The sequence below is a fragment of the Mesorhizobium sp. LNHC229A00 genome (assembly GCF_000502415.1).
In the GTDB taxonomy this organism is placed as follows: Bacteria; Pseudomonadota; Alphaproteobacteria; order Rhizobiales; family Rhizobiaceae; genus Mesorhizobium.
Genome location: NZ_AYWQ01000004.1, coordinates 186,241 through 206,197, shown reverse-complemented (window position 1 = coordinate 206,197; position 19,957 = coordinate 186,241). Strand labels below are relative to the sequence as shown.

Below are 19,957 nucleotides of genomic sequence, written 5' to 3'. Positions count from 1 at the left end.
CGACGCTCTTCCGATCTATGCGGCTTGAGAAAACCTCGATTGCGTTGCGGCAACGGCCCCGGTCGAAAAGCGTCGCAGACACCGGCCGAAGCGCCGGTATTCACCAAGCGCTATCGCTCCTTGATTAGGGCCGAATTGTGACAGCTTCCGCGACGGCAGGGAAGCCGGCAAGCTTTGAACGGAACCGCTGTTTTCATGCCAGCCGGCCGCGCAAGATCGCTGCCGGCTCAGCTGGACAGACCGGCCAGAAGCTGGCCATACGCGCTCTTGGCCACGGCCGCCAACTGCTCGCGCGGCAGCGAACCAACGACGGCACAGCCATAGCCCTTATCCAGCCAGTAGACGGCCCGCGGACCGTCCTGCGCCGAAGCATAGGTGCCCTTGGCATTCTCGGTCGATTCCGACGTCACGAAGAGGGATATGCGCTCGCCCTTATCGTCTTCGTAGAGCAGCATCGCGGCCTTGCTTTCCCCCGCCGGCAACAACCGGCCGCCAACCAGCTGAAAGCCGTTCGCGCTTAGGTCCGGTGCCACCAGTTTCAGGCCGACCCGGTTGGAGAGCCAAGTCTGCAGATGATCCTTGTCGCTGGCCGGCACTTCCACCGCGTGCCGCTTCTCGGCGGCATAGATGACATGGGCGGCGATCGCCTGTTCGGCGAGCTGATCCTCCGCCGGATCCTCCTGCCCGATCCTTCCGATACCCGCAAAGTAGCCGCCAAATCCGCCCGTGGCGAGAAGGACGGCCGCGGCGGCGGCAAGCCACCAGCGTGAGCGTGGCGCAGCAAGCTTAACAGGCGCTTCACCGAGGACCACCTTGCGCAAGCGCACTGGCACCACCTCGTCCAGCACGCCGGCAAAGGCCGAGCGCAACGCCTCCCGGTCGGCGGTGAAGCGGGCGCTCCTGGCCTTCATCTCGGGATTGGCGTCGAGCCAGGCATCGTAGGCGGCGCGCTCATCGGCCGGCAGTTCGCCGTCGAGCGCCATATGGATGTCCCGTTCGGAAAAATCGCGGCGGATCATTTCTCGACGATCCTTATGGCGCGGCGGCGCGCTGTGTCGTCCAGCAGCCCGCGCAATTCCTCACGCCCCCGCGCGATGCGCGACATCAGCGTGCCGGCGGGAACGCCCAGAATGTTGGCAGCCTCGGCATAGGAAAAGCCTTCTATGGCAACCATGACAATGGCCGCGCGGCGATCGGGGCTGAGCGCCTGCAACGCGTCCATGATCTCGCGCGAAGCGATGCCATCCAACTGTTGGGGCGGCTGGGCAACCGCCTCGCCCGCCTCCAGCGGCAGCATCGCCGCTTCGCCGCGGCGGTTCACCTTGCGCATCTGGTCGATGAACAAATGATGCATGATCGTAAACAGCCACCTCCTGGGGCTTTCTCCCGTCTGCCAGTTGTCGAGCCGCAACAGCGCACGCTCGAGGCAGTCCTGAACGAGGTCGTCGGCAGCATCACGGCCGCGCAGAAGCGAGCGTGCGTAGCGGCGCAGGCGCGGTATTTCGCCAAGGATTGCTGCCTTTTTTTCGTCCATGACCGCTGGTTCTGAGGTCGCCCTTGTTGATCCCGATAGAACGCGCCTTCCCGGCACGGCGCAAGCAGCCAGCGCGAAGCGGTCCACCGCTCCGGTCACCCAAGCATTGAGATAACGCCGGCGGATGGCGGTTTATTCCCGCACAGCGTTGAATTCCGGCTATTATTGTTCGCCGGCCAGCAATTTCTCCTTTGCCGCCCGCGTCAGCAGCCGCTGGTAGAACAGACCGATGCCGATCAGAACGGCGCCGAGCCCGATGAAGGACAGCGCCCTGAGCACCCCTTCCAGTTCCGACATGTCGAACAGGAAGACCTTCAGGACGGCCACCGCGATCAGCGCGGCGGAGGCGATGCGCAGCACCTGCGATTTCAGCCAGACGCCAGCCGTGAGCAGCGCCACGCCGATAACCAGCCAGAGCGCCGAATAGGTATAGGTCTCCAACTGCCCAAGGCCGCTCCACATGCCGATGAACTCGCCCTTGAACAGGCGCCTGACCGAAAGCGTGGCATAGGCGAAGGCAAGCAGCGCCGCCATCAGCGCCAGCATGGCCGAATACCATTTCGGTCGCTTGCCCCTGCTATAGAGCGCCAGACCACCGGCGGCGACGGCGGGCAGGAGATAGGCGAGGAACAAGAGGTTGAAGACCGGGATCCGGCCGGTCGATTCGTCCGTGAACAACGGATTGAGCACCAGGAAATGCTGGATGACGATGAAGGCGGCCGAAAGCACGCCCACCGCCATCGAACCATAGCGCAGCACCGAGCTTGGCGAGCGCCTGTCGATGGCGATCAGGATGGCGCCGGCACCGATGGCGATCAGCGTGTAGATCGCCTGTTCGGCGAGCGTCGGCGCATCGCTGTTGATGGCGCCGCCATGCATTGCGTGACGCACCAGCATGGCGAGCGTCAGCAGCGCAAACAGTGCCGCCGCCGCTTCCATGGCCAGGCGTGGACGGCCATCGGTGGTTCGGGCGAGTTGCCAGGCCGCGAAGCCGAAGGCGAGCGCCGGCACGCCGTAGCCCGGCAGCAACCAGTTGAAGATCGGTGTCGTCGACAGGAATTCGGCGCCGACGATCGTCGGATCGAAGGCGGCGCGGCCAAGCACCACGATGACAGCGGCGACCGAAATCCAGCCGAGCACAGGATAGGAGCGCCAGCGCGTGGCGAGCGCCGGCACGATCGCGGCGGCACCAAGCAGGATGGTGGTCCAACCGGAATCAAAAGCCATATGCAGCATCAGGAGGCCGGCGACTGCCGCGCCGCCCAAAACAAACGACACTGCGGCTCCGCCCTTGAGCGACGGTTCCTCAGCCCGCGCGATCCACTCGCCGCCGGCGGCGAAGGCCAGGACCAGCAGGGCCGCGACGGCGGCATAGACAAAGTCGCGGTCGAGATTGCCGAAGGTGAACCAGAGCGCCAGCAGGATGACCAGCGGCACGATGACACCCCATGCAGCCCAAGAGGCTGCTCGGATCTGCGCCGTGGCGACGAAGCGGCGCGCGGCCCACAAACCAGCGGCGACGAAAACCAGACCGAGGCCAATACCGATACGCAAGCTTAGCGCGTTGGCGCTGGCCACGGGCGCTCCATCAACACCCAAAGCGCCGCCCGAAAAGTCGGAAGCGATAGACGTTGGCGGGATGATGCCGAGATAGATAAGCACCGTCACCAGTCCAGCGGCGTAAAGTAGTGGCAGCGCCAGTGGGCGGTAGAGGGCGACCGTTACCATCACGATAAGCAGCACCGCGCCCGGCAAAGCATCACCGGCAGCGGCGAAGACCGGGTCAACCGAGAGGCCAAGCGCCGAGAAGGCGACGAACAGTCCAGGCACGATGGATGGCCAGTCGAAAGTCCCTGCTTGTCCGGTCTGGCCGCCACGACTGCTCAGCCAGACAAGGGCGAGCACAGCCAGCGTCACGGCGTCGATGAGCAAGATGGCGGAGAGGTTCGCGCCCGGTGCGTCGGTCATGTAGAGGATGGTCCAGACGCCTGTGCCGAAAAAAGCGGCCGCCATCAGGGCATTCCAGTCGCGCATGCGGGCGATCACGCCAGTGGCGGCGAGCACGATGGCGAGATAGCCGAACAACGCCCACGGATTGGGCGCCTGCGAAGCGATCAGCACCGGCGTCACCATGGCGCCGACGAGACCGATGCCGGCCAGCGCCTGGCCATGGACGAGAGCGGCGGCGATGGTGGCAATGCCGATCGCACCGAGCAGCGTAAAGGCAAGCGCCGGGCCGATAAAACCGTAAACGCCATGGGCGGCATAGACGGTGCCGAACAGGATGAAGGCGCCGGCCGCGGTCAGGATCGCCGGAATATAGGCGCCCGCAATACCTTGCACCGGTACCTTGAAGCCGGTGCGGCGAATGAACTCGCCGCCGGCGACCAGCACCAACCCGAGCACCGCCGCCATGGTGAGCCGCACGCCGGGCCCGAAAATGCCGGCCTCGATGGTGTAGCGGATCAGAAACAAGCCGCCCAGAGCCAGCGCAATGCCACCAACCCAGACCGCCCAACGCGTGCCGAGCGCGGTCTCGACGTCGGACTGGCGAGCGGCTTTGGCGACCGCGGCCGGCGCGACCTCTGGCGTTTTCGGTGTGATCTCGGGCGCGCTCCAAGGGCCGGGCACACTCTCTCCTGCCGGAATTTCCGACTCCGTGGCCTGTAGTGCGGGTGCCGGCTCGCCGATTGCTGCCGGGGCGATGTCGGCAGGCGCGGCCACCGGAGCCGTGTCGGCCGTGCCCTGCGCCACTTCCAGTTCCGATGGCTTGACCGTGGGCGATACCGCGCCCGAAAGCACGAGGCTGCGCAGTGCGCCAAGCTCGCGCTCGATCAGGCCGATGCGGCCCTGCTGACGCGAAATGATGACGAACAAGGCAATGATGGCGACGAGGCCGATCAGGCTCTCAAACATGGCGGTTCCCCCAAACCAGGCCAGTTTTCACTGACGCTTCATCTCACTGACATTCAATTACGGCGGCTAAACGGCTGAAAATTCAACGTGCCGCCAGATTGGCGGCTGGAAATATCGAACATGTCTCGGTACCGAAAGCCAGCAGCTTGCCGCCGGCATCCTTCAGCGTCGCTTCCGAAACGGCAAGCGTGCGGCCTTTGTGAACCACCTTGCCTTCGCAGACAACCTCACCGGTCCTGGGCGTGATCGGCCGCGTTAAGTCACCTTGAACTCTGCAGTGGTGTAAGCCTCGCCGTTCTCAAGCAGGGTCCGCACCCCGCAAGCCAACGCTGAATCGAGCAGCGTCGCCGCCCAGCCGCCGTGAACGCCGCCCAGCGGGTTGAGGTGGCGTTCATTCGGCACGCCGCGGAACAAGGCGCGACCTTCCGATACCTCGGTCAACGCGAAGCTGAGCTGGAGGGAGATCGGTGGTGCCGGGTATTTGCCGTCGACGATTCGCTGCAGCAATTCCAGGCCGGTGTATTTCAGGACGTCGGCATGAGGAATGGTGCCGAGGCCGAGCGGCGGCCCGGATAGAGTTCGACTTCGCTCACCGGATGATTTCTCTGGCCGCGCTCTCTCCGGCGATGGGCCTCTGCGTTGCGTGGTGCTTGCGCAGTGCGGCCAGAAAGCCGGCGCGCGCGTCGGGCTGATCGATGCCGCGCGGCTCGTAGACGTGGCGGGTGAAGAAGAAGCCGGTCAGGCGGAAGGCGTCCGCGATCGCCGCCTGATTGGCGCGCTGGCCGGAGCCACGCTGCAGGAAGGCGGGCAGCACCAGCATCTTGTCGTGCCATGGCGCCCCGGCTTCACGCGACACCGCGCGCCCGGACTTAGGCGAGACATAGGCCAGATCCTGCCTTGTGCCGGTGGCGGCGCATTGGCTGAGATCGAGGCCAAAGCCGAGTTCATCGAGAATCAGAAGCTCGAAACGCGCCACCAGTTCGCCGGCGGCATCCGCGTCGTCGAGGTGCACGATCATCACCGAAAGCGCCTCGTAGAGGCCGCCATGGGCATCGCGCTCGGGCAGCAGGCGCAGATGCGCCGCCATCGTCTGCAGGCCGTAGACGGCAATGGCACTGTCCATCAGCCGGGCGGCGTTCATCTCGATCGCTTCGGCCTGGAAGGTGCCCAGGTGCTCGTCAAGGCGCGCGCGCCACAAGAGATCGACACGATTGCCTGGCTGGAGAACGGGCTGCTGCTTGCGGGAGCGGCCGCCGCGCACGAGGCCGAGATGGCGGCCATGGGCGCGCGTCATCACCTCGAGAATGGCGCTGGTTTCGCCATGCCTGCGGGTGCCGAGAATGATTCCCTCGTCGCGCCATTCCATACTAGAAGCTTTTCACCGAACGGGTGGCGAAATCAAGGTATGGGTCTGGCGCCTGTGCCGGCTCTCGCAACGAGGCAAAAAAACCGCCCGCAGCGATGTGCCGCGGGCGGTTGCTGAGGTCAGTCCAAGCCTTAGAAGGAGCGCTGGAAGCGGAGGATGCCGCCAACGTTGCTTTTCTTAGTCGCGCCAGCCCAAACGGAGTTGGCCGGGGTGTCATTGCCGACGTTCTGGTAATCGACTTCGGCCGTGACCGTGAATCCGGGCACAACAGTATAAGCGATGTTGGCGGCGATGCCGAGGTTCTTCCAGTCGTCATAAGAGACCTGGGCGTTGAACGAAGTCTTGGCGTTGAACTTGTAGGTGCCGCCGCCCCAGACTGCCCAGTTGCCGCCCCACTGCTTGTAGAAGCCGCGACCTTTGGCGTTGATGAAGTTGGTTGGATCGGTGAGGTTGTCATCGGTGCCGTAGCCGCCCATGACGAACAGCGACAGTTCCTTGGTGACGTTGACGTCCAGACGAACCTTGCCGGCCACTTCCTCATAATTGCTGTCATAGGCGACAACACCGGTGATCGCGCCCCAGTCGGCCTTGTACTTCAAGCCGCCGACGACATGCGGGACATAGCTGTCGATGGTGCCGGTTTTGCCAGCGCCTTCTTCGAGCGACACCAGCCCCGAGAAGCCGTTGCCCGCGTCGAAGTAGTATTGAACGACATTGCTCTCCTGTCCGCCATAGGGGACGATCGTATCTTGGATGACGTTGCCGGCATAGCCGATGAACGTATCGAAAGCCGTATCGTCCTTACCGACGCGCAGACCGCCGAGCTGAATCCAGGCGAAGCGCAGCGAGAGAGACTTGTTACGGCCCTGCCAATCGTCGGCGTTGGAGGCGCCTTGATTAATGTAGTCGCCGGAGCTGTTGCCGTAGTTGAAGCGGGTCTCCGTGTAGGTTTTCAGGGTACCGAGTTCGGTTTCCTGCCCCGTCCAGGTCTTCAGTGTGAAGCGGGTGTTCTTGTAGTAGGTCGAATGTGTACTGCCGTCCTGGTGATCCGGAACGTGGTTGACGCCATCGAACGAACCGGCATCGCCGACGCCGATGTCGTAACGGACATACCCGCCGATGCGCAGGCAGGTCTCGGTGCCCGGGATGTAGAAGTAGCCGGCGCCGTAGACGTCGCAGATCTTGACGTATTCGGCCGGTTCCGGTTCGGCGACGACAACCGCGTCCGCGGCGCGCGCGCCGGACACCGCGATCAAAGCCGCGGCTGAGCCGAGAAGGAGGCTCTTGATGTTCATTTTCTGACCTCTCCAGTCAAGTTTGAAAAATGGCTTCTGAATTGTGGCTGGCGGATATGTTTTCCCGCCTCACCCCCACAATGAAAAAGGCCCGCACCGCGTCCCCTTTTCGCGGCGAACATACCCACCAATCGTCCACCTTCAATGACAATTCCATAAATGCGCTGGATTCTCGCCACAGATTAAATCCGTGTTGCACAAATAACACTAGGCGATGCTGGCTTGAGTTTTTTAAATGGCACAAATGGAACGTCGTCATATTTTTGTAATAATTAGATTTATCCTTCTACATTTGCCGGTCAATTCTGTGGATTACAGTCTTCTAAAAGTATAAATCTAAGATAGCTCGATAAATCTGCGATTTCTGTCCTCGTATCGCTGTCGGCGCGAAAACAACACCATCAGCGGCTCCAGATCACCGCGCTGAAAGCCGGCCTCATGGCGCGTCGCCGCTTCGTTGGCGGCTTGCCAAGAATCTGAGTTGGTCTCGCGCCATGGCGGGCCGCGTGGAGGAACCGGCGCTTCGCCTTAGCTGCTTTCCGGCACCCGGGGAGCGGTTCCCGTAAAGCCGCGGCGTGCTCTACAGCTCGTAGCGGCGAATCGGATTCGCCGACCTGCTGTAAGCTTCCGATTTTATGCATGTCGTTGTCCCGGAACCGAGGACACTTCCGGGCGACATGCGTTGGCCTCACGCCCAATGCTTGTGGTCGGCCAGCACCGCGCCGATGACGTGCCAGGATTTTTCGGCCTTAGCGGGGGAACTCCAGCCCCATCTCGCGGTAGCGCTCGGGGTCATCGCCCCAGTTCTCGCGCACTTTCACGAACAGGAACAGGTGGACCTTCTGTTCCAGTATGCCTGATATTTCCATCCGCGCGGCCTGGCCGATGGCGCGGATGGTCTCGCCCTTGTGGCCAAGCACGATCTTCTTCTGGCTGTCGCGCTCGACAAAGATGGTCTGGTCGATGCGCACCGAGCCGTCCTGTTTCTCTTCCCATTTCTCGGTTTCGATGTGCGAGGAATAGGGCAGTTCCTGATGCAGCCTGAGATAGAGTTTTTCGCGGGTGATCTCGGCTGCCAGCTGGCGCATCGGCAGGTCCGAAATCTGGTCTTCCGGATAGTACCAGGGACCGGCCGGCAGCGCCTGCGCCAGATAGTCGAGGAGGTCCTTGCAGCCGGAACCGGTCAGCGCGGAGACCATGAAGGTGCGCTGGAACGGCACTTTCTCGTTCGCTGCCGCGGACAGGGCCAGCAGCGCCTCGTGCTTGACCCGATCGACCTTGTTGAGAATCAGCACCATCGGTTGGCGCACGTCCTTCAGCCGTTCGAGGATGGCGTCTGCATCGCCCCTGATGCCGCGCTCGGCGTCGATCAGCAGCAGCACGATGTCGGCGTCCTTGGCGCCTCCCCACGCGGTGGTCACCATCGCGGTGTCGAGCCGCCGCTTGGGTTTGAAGATGCCCGGTGTGTCGACAAAGACGATCTGCGCGTTGTCGTGCGTGGCGATGCCGCGCACGATGGCACGTGTCGTCTGCACCTTATGGGTGACGATCGAGACCTTGGCGCCGACCAGCTGGTTGACCAGCGTCGACTTGCCCGCATTGGGCGCGCCGATCAGCGCAACGAAGCCGGAGTGCGTGACGGGAGCGGCTGCAGTATCTTCTGCGGTCATGCCGCGCTCCCTTTATTGGCCCACACGCCTTCGCGCACGAGAAATGCCGAAGCCGCCGCTTCTTCGGCCGCTCTGCGGGAGCCGCCGGTACCGATGGAAGGTGCAAAGCCGCTAACCTGCAAAGAAATAGTGAAGACCGGCTGATGGTCGGGCCCTTCGCGTTTTTCGATCACATATTCGGGTCGCGCGTCACTCGACTTGGCAATCCATTCCTGCAAATCGGATTTCGGATTAAGTGGCTTCGTCACAACCGTGCTCGAACGTGGCTCCCAATAACGCAGAACGAACCGCCGCGCGGCGTCGATACCACCATCGATGTAAACTGCCGCGATTAGGGCTTCGACGGCATCAGCCAGATAGTTTCCGCCGTAGCCGCGCGATCGCGTCTTCAAGGCGGCGTCGGCCCGAACCAGATTCTCCAGCTGCATCTCGATGCCGACTTCCGAGCATGTTTTTGCATCGACCAGCGCATTGAAACGGGGCGCGATTTCGCCTTCCGGTGCATCGGGGAATTTCTCGAAAAGCATATCGGCGACGACAAGACCAAGCACGCGGTCGCCGAGGAATTCAAGACGCTGATTGTTGCTTGTCGCCTTGACCGCGCTGGAATGCGTCAAGGCCGTCTCAAGTAAGCGGATATCCCTGAAAACATGCCCGGTCTTGGCCATCACCAAACCGGCCAGAGTCTCGCCTGTCGGGCGCTTCAACGCCATCAGTTGACGAAGTGGAACAGGCGCGAAGCGCGCATCAGCGACGGCCATTTCCAGATTTCGAGCGGAGATCGGAAGAGCGTCGTGTAGGGAAAGNGCGGGCTTGCCTTGCCGGCGATCGAGAAGAAGACAAGGTTGGCGCGGCCGACCAGGTTCTCGGCTGGAACATATCCGACGGTGAAGCGGCTGTCGGCGGAATTGTCCCTGTTGTCGCCCATCATGAAATAGTGGCCGGGGGGCACGTCGAATTCGCGGGTGTTGTCGCCAATCGAGTTCGGCGACAGGTCGAGCGTGTCGTAGCTGACACCATCGGGCAGCGTCTCGCGATAGACGTCGATCGGATAATCCTTTTCCGTGATGTCGGGATTGTCGATCTGGCCGGTCTTGACGCGCGGCACGCCGACGCCATTGATGAAGACTTGGCCATCCTTCATCTGGATCTTGTCGCCGGGCAGGCCGATGACGCGCTTGATATAGTCGACGGACGGATCCGGCGGGAACTTGAACACCACCACGTCGCCACGCTTGGGCACTGAGCCCCAGATGCGGCCCGAGAAAATGTCCGGTCCAAAAGGCAGCGAATAGCGTGAATAGCCGTAGGACCATTTGGTGACGAACAGATAGTCGCCTTCCAGAAGCGTCGGCCGCATCGAGCCCGACGGGATCGAGAACGGCTGGAACAGCAGCGTGCGAATGACCAGGGCGAGCAAAAGCGCCTGGACGATGACGCTGACGGTTTCGCCAAGCCCGCCGGATTTCTTCTGAGATTTTTCAGCCACGCTCATGTCGTCCTCGATTGTGCGTTGGATGGTATAGAGTCTCGGCGCGCGCTGGGCAACGTCCATGCCGGTCGTCAGATGCAATCAATGTGGCGCTTCTTCGACCGGTAGCGCCTCTATGATCACAAAGGCTTGAGCGAGCGGGAAATCATCCGTGATGGTGAGGTGGATCGCTGCCCGATGGCCTCGAGGCACGATCTCTTCCAGCCGCGCCAGCGCCCCGCCGGTCAGCGCCATCGTCGGCGCACCGCTTGGCAGGTTGACGACACCCATGTCACGCCAGAAGACCCCTTGTGCCAGACCAGTGCCCAGTGCCTTGGCGCATGCCTCCTTGGCGGCAAAGCGCTTGGCGTAGGAAGCCGCGCGGGCGCGCCGGTTCTCCGAACGCGCCTGTTCCACCTCGGTGTAGATCCTCTGGATGAAGCGCTGGCCGTGACGCTCAAGCGATTTCTCGATGCGTGTGATGTCGATCAGGTCGCTGCCAATGCCGATGATCATTGGGCGGCAGAACCGACGCTTCCGCCGGAATGAGGCGAATGCTCACGGCGTCTCGCGCGCTCGGCCAGCCGCTTGCGCCTCTGTTCGCGGAAGACATTCATGCCCCAGCGCGTGATGCCGTAGAACACCAGGCCGAACACCAGCCCGAGCGGCACCGCGCCGATCAGCATCGGCTCCAGTACGGGATGCCATAGTTTGGCGAAGGAAAGCGTGTGCAGCATCTCGCCCAGATGCGCCGGCGGACCGTGTGTCGGCAAGCGATCGTGCAGGATGAGCTTGCCGGTTTCCCAGGATGCGCCCCACAAGAGCGGAAAAGTAAGCGGATTGCCGAAGAATACGGCTCCGAGAGCGGCGGCCACCAGATTGCCGGCGATCACCCAACACAGAACGGCGGCAATGATGAAGTGGAAACCGACGGGGAAGAACGAAGCAAAGACACCCGCCGCGACACCCGCGGCCACCGCATGCGGGGTGGCCTTCAGCCGCAGAATGCGCTTGGAGAAATATTGAAGCGAGCGCGAAAACGAACGGCGCGGCCACAGATAGGTACGCACCCGCTCGAAAAGGCCATCAGGCTTGCGGCGACGAAAAAGCACTCTATTCCTATTCCAGACAATTCACAGCTTACACGCCGGCTGTTTCCAGCCAGGTTTCGACTGCCACATCTTGCGCTTTACGGTCGCCAGAAGGCAATCGCGACTTTGATATAGCCATCCGCGAGCCCAACGACAACCGAAGGCCTTACGCTCAGCGTCCGCAGCGCCAGGTTTTTGCTCGGATCCATCTCCTCCACATCGGATAATCGCGGCGAATTTGAGAAGTGGTTTCGGCTAATTGTCGCAGCCGGATGACCGATATGCGGCCAGGGGTTCCGACCGACTTCGACAAGGTCGCCATCAGGGGCCAGACGATAGCCTTCCGGCACGGCGCCTACTTCAGATATTCGCTGACCTCGACCAGATTGTCGTCGGGATCGCGGAAATAGACCGACATCATAGCTCCTTGCGCGCCGACGCGCTCGACCGGACCGACTTCGACGGCAACGCCTTCGGCCGCGAGGCCGGCCTGGATTTCGGCGAGAGGCACCGCCGACACGAGGCAGAAATCGCCAGAACCCGGCGTCGGCGTCCTTGCCTTTGGCTCGAAAGTGCGGCCGACTTCGTGCAGGTTGATCTTCTGCGAACCGAACAGAAGCGCTGTCGGCCGGTTCGGCTGATCCAGGCGCCGCATGCCAAGCACGCGCCGGTAGAAGTCGCAGGTCGCTTCAACCGAGCGGACCGTCAGCACGAAATGGTCGATGCCGGCGATCATTTCGACCTCCTCGTCAGATGTTGCGGCTGCCGGGCTTGATGGCCGGGATGGCGGCAAGCTCCGGCGGCAACCTGTCCGGCGGATAGGCTGGAACTTCATATTCGGCAAGCGCGATCAACGGCACGCCGACATGGGTCTTGCCGGCCGAACGGTCGATGATGCAGGCGGCCGCGACCACCTCTGCGCCAACGTCGCGCAGGCAATCGATGGTTTCGCGGATCGACAGACCGGTGGTGACGATGTCCTCGACGATGACGACGCGGGCGCCTCGATCGATCTCGAAGCGGCGCAGGCGGAACTCGCCCCCCTCCCGCTCCACCCAGATCGCTGGCACGCCAAGGTGGCGCGAGGTTTCGTAGGCAGGGATCAGGCCGCCGATCGCCGGCCCGACGACATAGTCGATCTTGCCTGGCACGGCGGCGCGAATCTTCTTGGCCAGCGCCTTGCAAAGCCGCTCGGTCTTGTCGGCATGCATGAAGACGCGTGCCTTCTGCAGGAAGACTGGACTGCGCAGGCCCGACGTCAGGATAAAATGACCCTCCAGAACAGCGCCAGCCTCACGGAATATGTCCAGCACTTCGTCGGTATTCATCTCGTCCCCCATGGTCGGCTATCGCTAGCCATTGACGCGCCGCGCATCGCTGACGCTCGAATTGTCCTTGAGCTGCGACAGCAGCCGGTTGAGATGCTTCAGGTCCCAGACTTCGAGATCGATCAGCATTTCGGTGAAATCGGGCGCGGTGCGCACCATCGACAGCGTATGGATGTTGGCGTCGTTGGAGGCGACGACCTGGGCGATATCGGCAAGCGAACCCGGCGCGTTGATGGCGGTGACCGAGACGCGCGCGGGGAACCGCTCCTTGGTGCGCTCGTCGATGTCCCAGCGCACGTCGATCCAGCGCTCCGGTTGATCGTCGAAGGCCTGCAGCGCCGGAGACTGGATCGGGTAGATGGTGATGCCGGTGCCCGGCTGGACGATGCCGACGATACGATCGCCAGGGACCGCGCCTTCCGGCGCGAAGCGCACCGGCAGGTCGCCGCGCACGCCGCGGATCGGCACGGCGCCGGCGCCTGGTTGGTCCTTGTCCTTGCGCGCGGCCCGGCCAGGTATCTGGAACAGCATGCCTGCGGCATTGCGGATCTTCGACCAGCCTTCCTCGCGCTGCTTGGGCGCCGCCGGCGTGACGCGCTCGTCCTTGTAGTCGGGGAACACGGCCTTCATGACATCCGTCGACGCCAGTTCGCCGCGGCCCACGGATGCCAGCACATCCTCGATGTCCTTGCGTGCGAGCCTGTGCAGCACGGGCTTGAGGCTTTCCCTGGTGAAGGTCTTGCCGGCTCGTTCGAAGGCACGCTCCAGAATACGCGCGCCAAGGCCAGAATACTGCTTGCGGATCGCATTCTTGGTGGCGCGGCGGATGGCGGCGCGCGCCTTGCCGGTGACGACGACCGATTCCCATGCGGCTGGCGGCACCTGCGCCTTGGAGCGGATGATCTCGACCTCGTCGCCATTCTTCAGTTCCGTCATCAGCGGCATGATGCGGCCATTGACCTTGGCGCCGACGCAGGTGTCGCCGACATCGGTGTGGACCGCATAGGCGAAATCGATCGGCGTGGCGCCCCGCGGCAAGGCAATCAGCATGCCTTTCGGCGTGAAGCAGAACACCTGGTCCTGGAACAGCTCAAGCTTGGTGTTCTCGAGAAAATCCTCGGGATTGTCGCCCTCGGCCAACTGCTCGATGGTACGACGCAGCCAAGCGTAGGCGTTGGTCTCCTTCGAGATCGCATGGCCGGCGCCGTTCGTCTTGCCGCCGGTGTCCTTGTAGATCGAATGGGCGGCGACGCCGTATTCGGCGATCTTGTTCATCTCGCGGGTGCGGATCTGCAGCTCGACGCGCTGGCGCGAAGGGCCGACGATGGTGGTGTGGATCGAACGGTAGTCGTTCTGCTTCGGGGTCGAGATGTAGTCCTTGAAACGGCCGGGCACCATCGACCAAGTGGTGTGGATGGCACCCAGCGCGCGATAGCAGTCCTCGACGCTGTCGACGACAACACGGAAGCCGAAGATGTCGGACAGTTGCTCGAAGGACAGCGCCTTGGCCTCCATCTTTCGGAACACCGACCATGGCTTCTTCTGCCGGCTCTTCACGCCGGCGTTGATGGCGTGCTTCTCGAACAAGGCCGACAGCGCCTTTTCAATGTCGGTCAGAACGCCCTTGTTGCGCTCGAATATCTCGGCGAGCCGGGCGGTGACGGCCCGGTAGGCTTCCGGATTGATGAAGCGGAAGGCGATCTCTTCCAGCTCCTCGCGCATGCCTTGCATGCCCATGCGCCCGGCCAGCGGCGCGTAGATATCCATCGTCTCCTCGGCGATGCGCAGGCGTTTGGCCTCGGGCATGTGATCAAGGGTGCGCATGTTGTGCAAACGGTCGGCGAGCTTGACCAGCAGCACGCGAACATCTTCCGAGATCGCCAGCAAAAGCTTGCGCAGGTTCTCCGCCTGCTCGGCTTTCTTCGAGACGAGGTCGAGCTTCTTGAGCTTGGTCAGGCCCTCGACCAGCTTGCCCATTTCGGGACCGAACAGATCGTCGATCTCGGCCCGCGTCGCCGTCGTGTCCTCGATGGTGTCGTGCAGCAGGGCGACGGCGATGGTCGCCTCGTCCATGTGCATCTCGGTGAGGATGGCGGCGACTTCGAGCGGATGCGAGAAATAGGGATCGCCGGAAGCGCGCTTCTGGTGGCCATGCTTCTGCATGGCGTAGACATAGGCCTTGTTGAGCAACGCCTCGTTGACGTCAGGCTTGTAGCGCTGGACGCGCTCGACAAGCTCATACTGACGCATCATGGGCTAAATCTCTCGGCGATGAAATGAATCATGCGCCGCACTGTTGTACGGCGCATGTCATAGATAGCCACGAAACCGCCGGGACGGAAGTGCCGGAAGATTCAGCGACCGCCGGAACGGACGGCCGACTTAGTAGTCGTCGCTCTTTTCCGGGGGCACCAGGCCTTCGATGCCAGCCAGGAGATCTTCCTCGGTCATCCGGTCGAAGGTGACGTTCTCCTCGGCGTCGTCGGTTTCGGCGGCCGCAACGGCGCCGCCGGTCTGATCGGCGATCACTTCGCCATCGACTTCAGGCTCGTCGACCTCGACATGCTTCTGCAGCGAATGGATCAGATCTTCCTTGAGATCGTCGGGCGACAGCGTCTCGTCGGCGATCTCGCGCAGTGCGATGACCGGGTTCTTGTCGTTGTCGCGCGGGACGGTGATCTGCGCGCCCTGGCTGATCTGACGGGCGCGGTGGCCGGCCAGAAGCACCAGCTCGAAGCGGTTATCGACCTTGTCGATGCAATCTTCAACGGTTACGCGGGCCATGGACTGCCCCTTTCATGCCTGGATTTGATGGAAAACAGGCGCGGTCCTTAACCCGAACGCGGCCAAAATACAAGCATCATGGCGATGCGGGCCCACAGGGCACTCAATCTCAACATCGAACTCCCGATCTGGCAAAGCCAGCCGGGTCCAGGGTTCGGCGCCACGATCACAATTGCTTGCAGTGCGCCACATGCCCTTGGATTGCCACCAAACTGGCGTTATCTCGGTGGGTCCAAGGTCGGCCGGTTTATTATGAGCCTGACCGAAAGTCGCTACCGCATTTCGTTTAGACGGCCGTTTTTTCGAAAAGGACTATTTCCATGTTCGACCCTCGTGAAAAAATCGCCCTGTTCATCGACGGCGCCAATCTCTACGCCACATCGCGCGCGCTCGGGTTCGACATCGACTATCGCAAGCTCCTGGCGAGCTTCCACAAGCGCGGTTACCTGTTGCGCGCCTATTATTACACCGCGCTGGTCGAGGACCAGGAATACTCCTCGATCCGGCCGCTGATCGACTGGCTCGACTATAACGGCTTCAAGGTGGTCACCAAGCCCGCCAAGGAATTCACCGACTCGACCGGCCGCCGCAAGATCAAGGGCAACATGGACATCGAGCTCACCGTCGATGCGCTGGAACTCGCCGATGTCGTCGACCACTATGTCATATTCTCCGGAGACGGTGATTTCCGAACGCTGGTCGAAGCGCTGCAACGGCGTGGCCGCAAGGTGTCGATCGTCTCGACCATGGCCTCGCAGCCTCCGATGATCTCAGACGACCTGCGCCGGCAGGCCGACCATTTCATCGACCTGGCGACGCTGAAGAACGAAGTTGGCCGCGACCCCTCCGAACGGCCGGCACGGCGGCCCGAACCGGCTGAAGTCGACGAGGACGACTACTGAGGCCGGTCGACTTGACCGCCCTCTCGCTTTCCGAACCCAGCCGCGATTGCCCGCTCTGCCCGCGGCTGCATGATTTCATCGCCGAATGGCGGCAGCGCGAGCCGTCATGGTTCAACGCCCCGGTGCCGACCTTCCTGCCACTGGGCGGCGAAGATACCGTCCAGCTTCTGATCGTCGGTCTGGCGCCTGGCCTGCGGGGCGCCAACCGCACCGGGCGCCCCTTCACCGGCGACTATGCCGGCGACCTGCTCTATTCGACACTGATTGCCCACGACTTCGCACGCGGCGAGTTCAAGGCGCGGCCCGATGACGGGCTGGAGCTCGTCGGCACGGCGATCACCAACGCGGTGCGCTGCGTGCCGCCGGAGAACAAGCCGGTCGGTGCGGAGATCGCCACCTGCCGGACATTCCTGGTGCCGACCATCGCTCGCTTTCCCAACCTGCGCGCCGTGCTGGCGCTGGGATCGATCGCGCACCAGTCGACCGTGCGGGCACTGGGCGGGCGCGTCGCCGCCTATCCGTTCAAACATGGCGGCCAGTTGGAAGCCGGCGGCATCATGCTGTTTTCGAGCTACCATTGCTCGCGTTACAACACCAATACGGGTGTGTTGACCGAAGACATGTTCGTCAGGGTGTTTGGCGAGATCGCGGCATTCCTGAAGAATTGAGCTCTCGGGTACCGTGCGGTCCGCGGTGCCTGCTCACACCGGCAGCAAGGCATCCGGCTTCACGTCGCCGATCGAGGCATAGGTATGTGTCTCCTTCACCCCCGGCAGCGGCAGGATGACGCGTTTGAGAAAGTCCTGATAGTCGGCCATCTCGGCAATGCGGGCCTTCACGAGATAGTCGAAGCCGCCGACGACCATGTGGCATTCCAGTACCTCGGGCGCCTTTGCCACCGCCTCGGCGAAGCGGTCAAAGATATGCGGGGCCGCGTGATCGAGCCGCACCTCGATGAAGACAAGCATGCCGCGGCCAATCTTTGCCGGATTGAGCACCGCCCTGACGGCGGTGATGAAGCCGTCGCGAAACAGGCGTTTCACGCGCTGGCTGGCACCGGTCGGTGACAGGCCGACGCGCGCTGCCAGGTCGAGCGTGGTGCGGCGTCCATCTTCCTGCAACAGTCGAAGAAGACCGCGGTCGACGGCGTCTAGGTCGACTGGTTCAGGATTCACGTTCAAGCCATCCTATTTGCGTGAATTACACTTCAAATTGTGAAAAACAGCGTATTTTGTCGCGGCCCTTTCGACAATAGGCTCCGCTTCATCGCAAGGTCGGGGCTGTCTCGTCCTGGCGGCATGAACATGCGGCGGAACTGACATGGCCGACGGACGAGACATCGGAGACACAAGACTGGCGGTGATCGCCGGTCTTGTCATGATCGCCATCTATGCAGCGCAGTTCGTCGCCGCCCGCTTCAGCCTCAGGGAGCATCTGACGGCCACCGACATGGCCGGCCTGCGCTTTGCCGGTGCCGGCGCGGTGTTCCTGCCGATCGTCTGGAGGCGCGGGCTGGCGACCATGAAGGCGCTGGGCTGGCGGCGTGGACTGACGTTGGCGGCACTGGCCGGATTGCCCTATCCGCTGATCATCAACTGGGGCCTGACCCACGCGCCCGCCGCCCATGCCGCGGCGCTCTGCCCGGCCTCGATCGTGTTCTTCTCGTTCCTATTGTCGCTGTTCAGGGAAAGCGCGTCGCGTCGGCGAATCATTGGTGTCGTCACGATCATCGCCGGCTTGTTGCTGTTCATAGCGCCGGCGCGCACCGGCGCCAGCGATGTCCTGTTCGGGGACCTGCTGTTTATCGGATCGGGCGCGATGTTTTCCACATACGCCGTCCTTGTGCAGCGATGGCGTGTCGACCCGGTCACGGCGACCGCGAGCGTCGTGCTTTTGTCCTGCCTACCGCTGCCACTTCTCTATGTCTTTGCGCCAAGCGGCCTCCATGCCGCCGCAGGCGCCGAAATCGCCAGCCAGATCGTCATTCAAGGTCTTCTCGCGGGCGCTGCCGCAATGTTCCTCTACACTTACATTGTCGACCGATTGGGCTCACAAGCCGCATCGCTATTCCTCCCAGGTGTGCCGGTGGCCACCGTGATGGTCGGCATGGTCGTGCTTGGCGAGACCCCGCCGGCTATCCAATGCGTAGCCATCGCCATCATGGCCGCCGGGATGGGCTATTCGGCGATGGGTCGACGCCGGGAAAATCTGGCTGTCTCGACATTAGCTGGATCGTGAATGGTTTCTGGGGCATGGCAGGCTGCCGAAGAACCGGACCGGCATCAGATCGGGCCTGTTCATCAAGGTGTGGAGGCGAGCAGCGCCGCCAACTTCTCCGGCCCGCCCTGCAAAACGTTCAGATCGACGTCCCCCTCGATGCCGTTCACGCGCCCCCTGTTGTGGTACTGCCAGTAGATCCAGTCACGGCGGTCCGGTTCCATGAGCAGTGAGCGTAGCCAGAGTGGGCGAGCGGCGATTTGCCCGCCATAAGCGGCCTCGGCTTCATCCGTCAGATAGACGATCACCGGCTTGCCGAATGCCGCCTCGACAGGTCCGAGGAAGGCCTGAAGTTCGGCATTCAACTGTTCGGGCGACGGTCGCCGCGGGCAGTTGCCGCCGAACTCGATGTCGACCACGGGCGGCAGCAGCGGCTGATCGTGCGGCACCACCGAGATGAAATTCCTCGCCTGGTCGGCGCCCGGCCGGCAGAAGGTGAAGAAATGATAGGCGCCTACGGCGAGGCCGGCGGCGCGGGCCTCGCGCAGATTGCCGCCGAAGGCGTCGTCGACATGGTCGCCGCCTTCAGTCGCCTTGATGACGACGAAAGCCACATCATCCGCGGCAACACGCCGCCAGTCGATCCGGCCTTGATGATGGGAGACGTCGATGCCTCTGAGCGGATATCGGTCGCGGTCGGGAGAGTAGGTGCGGAAATAGGCCACTCCCCCCAAAGCAATGACACATGCCAAGGCAAGAGTGGCCACGCCCCAGAGAACAATCCGCTTCTTCAAGACCATCCCCTGTTGGACTTGCCGGTGTTCGAGGTTGAAAACCCGATCGTTGGCTTTCCAGGCTATCTCCCGATCACCCGCGTTCCTTCAGCAGCCGGCCTTTTTCGCGCGACCAGTCGCGTTGCTTTTCGGTCTCACGCTTGTCGTGCAGTTTCTTGCCGCGGCCGACGGCAAGCAGCAGCTTGGCGCGTCCCTGATCGTTGAAATAGATTTTCAGCGGCACCAGCGTCATGCCTTCGCGGTCCACGCTCTGCGACAGCTTGGCCATTTCGCGCTTGTTGAGCAGCAGTTTGCGGCGGCGGCGCGGCTCGTGGTTGAAACGGTTGGCCTGCAGATATTCCGGCAGATAGGAATTGATCAGCCAGATCTCGCCGCCTTCGACCGAGGCATAGCTGTCCTGGATGTTGGCCTGGCCCTGACGCAGCGACTTGACCTCGGTTCCGGTCAGCACAAGGCCGGCCTCGATCGTGTCGAGCACCTCATACGAAAACCGCGCCTTGCGGTTTTCGGCAACGGTCTTGTTGTTGGGATCGGCTTTTCTGACTTGGTTCATGAGGTCTAGAGTCCGTTTCGAAACTCGCTCCCGCGA

At 62.6% G+C, this 19,957-nt stretch carries 21 protein-coding genes; 3 read left to right on the top strand and 18 right to left on the bottom strand.

The features are described 5' to 3' along the window. Nucleotides 1-227 precede the first annotated feature (227 nt). From X742_RS158635 to rpoZ, 15 genes are all read right to left on the bottom strand, one after another. Complete coding sequence (locus X742_RS158635; protein WP_023771640.1) at nt 228-1,019, bottom strand: anti-sigma factor; 792 nt, start codon at nt 1,017-1,019, stop codon at nt 228-230. Further along, nucleotides 1,016-1,534 (bottom strand): RNA polymerase sigma factor, encoded by a 519-nt coding sequence (locus tag X742_RS158640; protein ID WP_023771639.1) that lies wholly within the window; start codon nt 1,532-1,534, stop codon nt 1,016-1,018. Before X742_RS158640 ends, X742_RS158635 begins: the two co-directional genes overlap by 4 nt. Before the next feature lie 162 nt (nt 1,535-1,696). Further along, nucleotides 1,697-4,450: a DUF2339 domain-containing protein gene (locus X742_RS158645; RefSeq protein WP_023771638.1), complete on the bottom strand. Its 2,754-nt coding sequence runs from the start codon at nt 4,448-4,450 to the stop codon at nt 1,697-1,699. 82 nt (nt 4,451-4,532) lie between these two features. Further along, nucleotides 4,533-4,658: a hypothetical protein gene (locus X742_RS1000000176495; RefSeq protein ID WP_263486561.1), complete on the bottom strand. Its 126-nt coding sequence runs from the start codon at nt 4,656-4,658 to the stop codon at nt 4,533-4,535. A gap of 47 nt (nt 4,659-4,705) precedes the next feature. After that, a complete protein-coding gene (locus X742_RS1000000175640; RefSeq protein WP_245273872.1) occupies nt 4,706-4,957 on the bottom strand; it encodes a PaaI family thioesterase in 252 nt (83 codons plus the stop codon). An 82-nt stretch (nt 4,958-5,039) separates the two neighbouring features. Then, on the bottom strand, nt 5,040-5,816 hold the full coding sequence (gene recO / locus X742_RS158650) for a DNA repair protein RecO (RefSeq protein ID WP_023771637.1): 777 nt from the start codon (nt 5,814-5,816) through the stop codon (nt 5,040-5,042). A 131-nt stretch (nt 5,817-5,947) separates the two neighbouring features. Continuing rightward, complete coding sequence (locus X742_RS158655) at nt 5,948-7,111, bottom strand: porin (RefSeq protein WP_023771636.1); 1,164 nt, start codon at nt 7,109-7,111, stop codon at nt 5,948-5,950. A 749-nt stretch (nt 7,112-7,860) separates the two neighbouring features. Beyond that, complete coding sequence (era, locus tag X742_RS158660; RefSeq protein WP_023771635.1) at nt 7,861-8,781, bottom strand: GTPase Era; 921 nt, start codon at nt 8,779-8,781, stop codon at nt 7,861-7,863. Further along, nucleotides 8,778-9,494 (bottom strand): ribonuclease III, encoded by a 717-nt coding sequence (gene rnc / locus X742_RS158665; RefSeq protein ID WP_023771634.1) that lies wholly within the window; start codon nt 9,492-9,494, stop codon nt 8,778-8,780. The genes era and rnc overlap by 4 nt, the downstream gene beginning before the upstream one ends. 860 nt (nt 9,495-10,354) lie before the next feature. After that, the gene (acpS, locus tag X742_RS158675; RefSeq protein WP_023771632.1) at nt 10,355-10,768 is read right to left on the bottom strand and encodes a holo-ACP synthase; all 414 of its coding nucleotides are present in this window, start codon (nt 10,766-10,768) and stop codon (nt 10,355-10,357) included. Next, nucleotides 10,765-11,364: a DUF2062 domain-containing protein gene (locus X742_RS158680; protein WP_023771631.1), complete on the bottom strand. Its 600-nt coding sequence runs from the start codon at nt 11,362-11,364 to the stop codon at nt 10,765-10,767. Before X742_RS158680 ends, acpS begins: the two co-directional genes overlap by 4 nt. Nucleotides 11,365-11,698: 334 nt before the next feature. Further along, nucleotides 11,699-12,079, bottom strand: coding sequence for a VOC family protein (locus tag X742_RS158685; RefSeq protein ID WP_023771629.1), 381 nt, complete (start codon nt 12,077-12,079; stop codon nt 11,699-11,701). A gap of 13 nt (nt 12,080-12,092) precedes the next feature. Next, a complete protein-coding gene (gene pyrE / locus X742_RS158690) occupies nt 12,093-12,671 on the bottom strand; it encodes an orotate phosphoribosyltransferase (RefSeq protein ID WP_023771628.1) in 579 nt (192 codons plus the stop codon). A gap of 24 nt (nt 12,672-12,695) precedes the next feature. After that, nucleotides 12,696-14,924: a bifunctional (p)ppGpp synthetase/guanosine-3',5'-bis(diphosphate) 3'-pyrophosphohydrolase gene (locus X742_RS158695; protein ID WP_023771627.1), complete on the bottom strand. Its 2,229-nt coding sequence runs from the start codon at nt 14,922-14,924 to the stop codon at nt 12,696-12,698. 129 nt (nt 14,925-15,053) lie between these two features. Next, nucleotides 15,054-15,455: a DNA-directed RNA polymerase subunit omega gene (rpoZ, locus tag X742_RS158700; protein WP_023771626.1), complete on the bottom strand. Its 402-nt coding sequence runs from the start codon at nt 15,453-15,455 to the stop codon at nt 15,054-15,056. Between the two features lie 320 nt (nt 15,456-15,775). Here rpoZ and X742_RS158705 point away from each other — a divergent pair, with 320 nt between their 5' ends. Next, nucleotides 15,776-16,357: an NYN domain-containing protein gene (locus X742_RS158705; protein ID WP_015318582.1), complete on the top strand. Its 582-nt coding sequence runs from the start codon at nt 15,776-15,778 to the stop codon at nt 16,355-16,357. Between the two features lie 11 nt (nt 16,358-16,368). Next, complete coding sequence (locus X742_RS158710; RefSeq protein WP_023771625.1) at nt 16,369-17,025, top strand: uracil-DNA glycosylase; 657 nt, start codon at nt 16,369-16,371, stop codon at nt 17,023-17,025. A 33-nt stretch (nt 17,026-17,058) separates the two neighbouring features. On the opposite strand, the gene X742_RS158715 is transcribed toward X742_RS158710, so the two are convergent. After that, nucleotides 17,059-17,532, bottom strand: a complete 474-nt coding sequence (locus X742_RS158715) for an Lrp/AsnC ligand binding domain-containing protein (RefSeq protein ID WP_023771624.1) — start codon at nt 17,530-17,532, stop codon at nt 17,059-17,061. Between the two features lie 145 nt (nt 17,533-17,677). On the opposite strand from X742_RS158715, the gene X742_RS158720 reads away from it, so the two are divergent. Continuing rightward, nucleotides 17,678-18,595 (top strand): DMT family transporter, encoded by a 918-nt coding sequence (locus X742_RS158720; RefSeq protein WP_023771623.1) that lies wholly within the window; start codon nt 17,678-17,680, stop codon nt 18,593-18,595. 62 nt (nt 18,596-18,657) lie between these two features. Here X742_RS158720 and X742_RS158725 read toward each other — a convergent pair whose 3' ends face one another. After that, nucleotides 18,658-19,368, bottom strand: coding sequence for a GH25 family lysozyme (locus X742_RS158725; RefSeq protein ID WP_023771622.1), 711 nt, complete (start codon nt 19,366-19,368; stop codon nt 18,658-18,660). 73 nt (nt 19,369-19,441) lie between these two features. Continuing rightward, nucleotides 19,442-19,921 carry an SsrA-binding protein SmpB gene (gene smpB, locus X742_RS158730; protein ID WP_006202221.1) on the bottom strand — a complete coding sequence of 160 codons (480 nt, stop codon included), beginning with the start codon at nt 19,919-19,921 and terminating at the stop codon, nt 19,442-19,444. Nucleotides 19,922-19,957: the final 36 nt, after the last annotated feature.

What these genes read in the sequence shown, in the direction of transcription:
- rpoZ (WP_023771626.1), bottom strand. Translation starts at nt 15,455, where the DNA reads ATGGCCCGCGTAACCGTTGAAGATTGCATCGACAAGGTCGATAACCGC.
- recO (WP_023771637.1), bottom strand. Translation starts at nt 5,816, where the DNA reads ATGGAATGGCGCGACGAGGGAATCATTCTCGGCACCCGCAGGCATGGC.
- X742_RS158640 (WP_023771639.1), bottom strand. Translation starts at nt 1,534, where the DNA reads ATGGACGAAAAAAAGGCAGCAATCCTTGGCGAAATACCGCGCCTGCGC.
- X742_RS158685 (WP_023771629.1), bottom strand. Translation starts at nt 12,079, where the DNA reads ATGATCGCCGGCATCGACCATTTCGTGCTGACGGTCCGCTCGGTTGAA.
- era (WP_023771635.1), bottom strand. Translation starts at nt 8,781, where the DNA reads ATGACCGCAGAAGATACTGCAGCCGCTCCCGTCACGCACTCCGGCTTC.
- X742_RS158695 (WP_023771627.1), bottom strand. Translation starts at nt 14,924, where the DNA reads ATGATGCGTCAGTATGAGCTTGTCGAGCGCGTCCAGCGCTACAAGCCT.
- acpS (WP_023771632.1), bottom strand. Translation starts at nt 10,768, where the DNA reads ATGATCATCGGCATTGGCAGCGACCTGATCGACATCACACGCATCGAG.
- X742_RS158645 (WP_023771638.1), bottom strand. Translation starts at nt 4,450, where the DNA reads ATGTTTGAGAGCCTGATCGGCCTCGTCGCCATCATTGCCTTGTTCGTC.
- X742_RS158720 (WP_023771623.1), top strand. Translation starts at nt 17,678, where the DNA reads ATGGCCGACGGACGAGACATCGGAGACACAAGACTGGCGGTGATCGCC.
- X742_RS158655 (WP_023771636.1), bottom strand. Translation starts at nt 7,111, where the DNA reads ATGAACATCAAGAGCCTCCTTCTCGGCTCAGCCGCGGCTTTGATCGCG.
- smpB (WP_006202221.1), bottom strand. Translation starts at nt 19,921, where the DNA reads ATGAACCAAGTCAGAAAAGCCGATCCCAACAACAAGACCGTTGCCGAA.
- X742_RS158635 (WP_023771640.1), bottom strand. Translation starts at nt 1,019, where the DNA reads ATGATCCGCCGCGATTTTTCCGAACGGGACATCCATATGGCGCTCGAC.
- rnc (WP_023771634.1), bottom strand. Translation starts at nt 9,494, where the DNA reads ATGGCGTTGAAGCGCCCGACAGGCGAGACTCTGGCCGGTTTGGTGATG.
- X742_RS158705 (WP_015318582.1), top strand. Translation starts at nt 15,776, where the DNA reads ATGTTCGACCCTCGTGAAAAAATCGCCCTGTTCATCGACGGCGCCAAT.
- pyrE (WP_023771628.1), bottom strand. Translation starts at nt 12,671, where the DNA reads ATGAATACCGACGAAGTGCTGGACATATTCCGTGAGGCTGGCGCTGTT.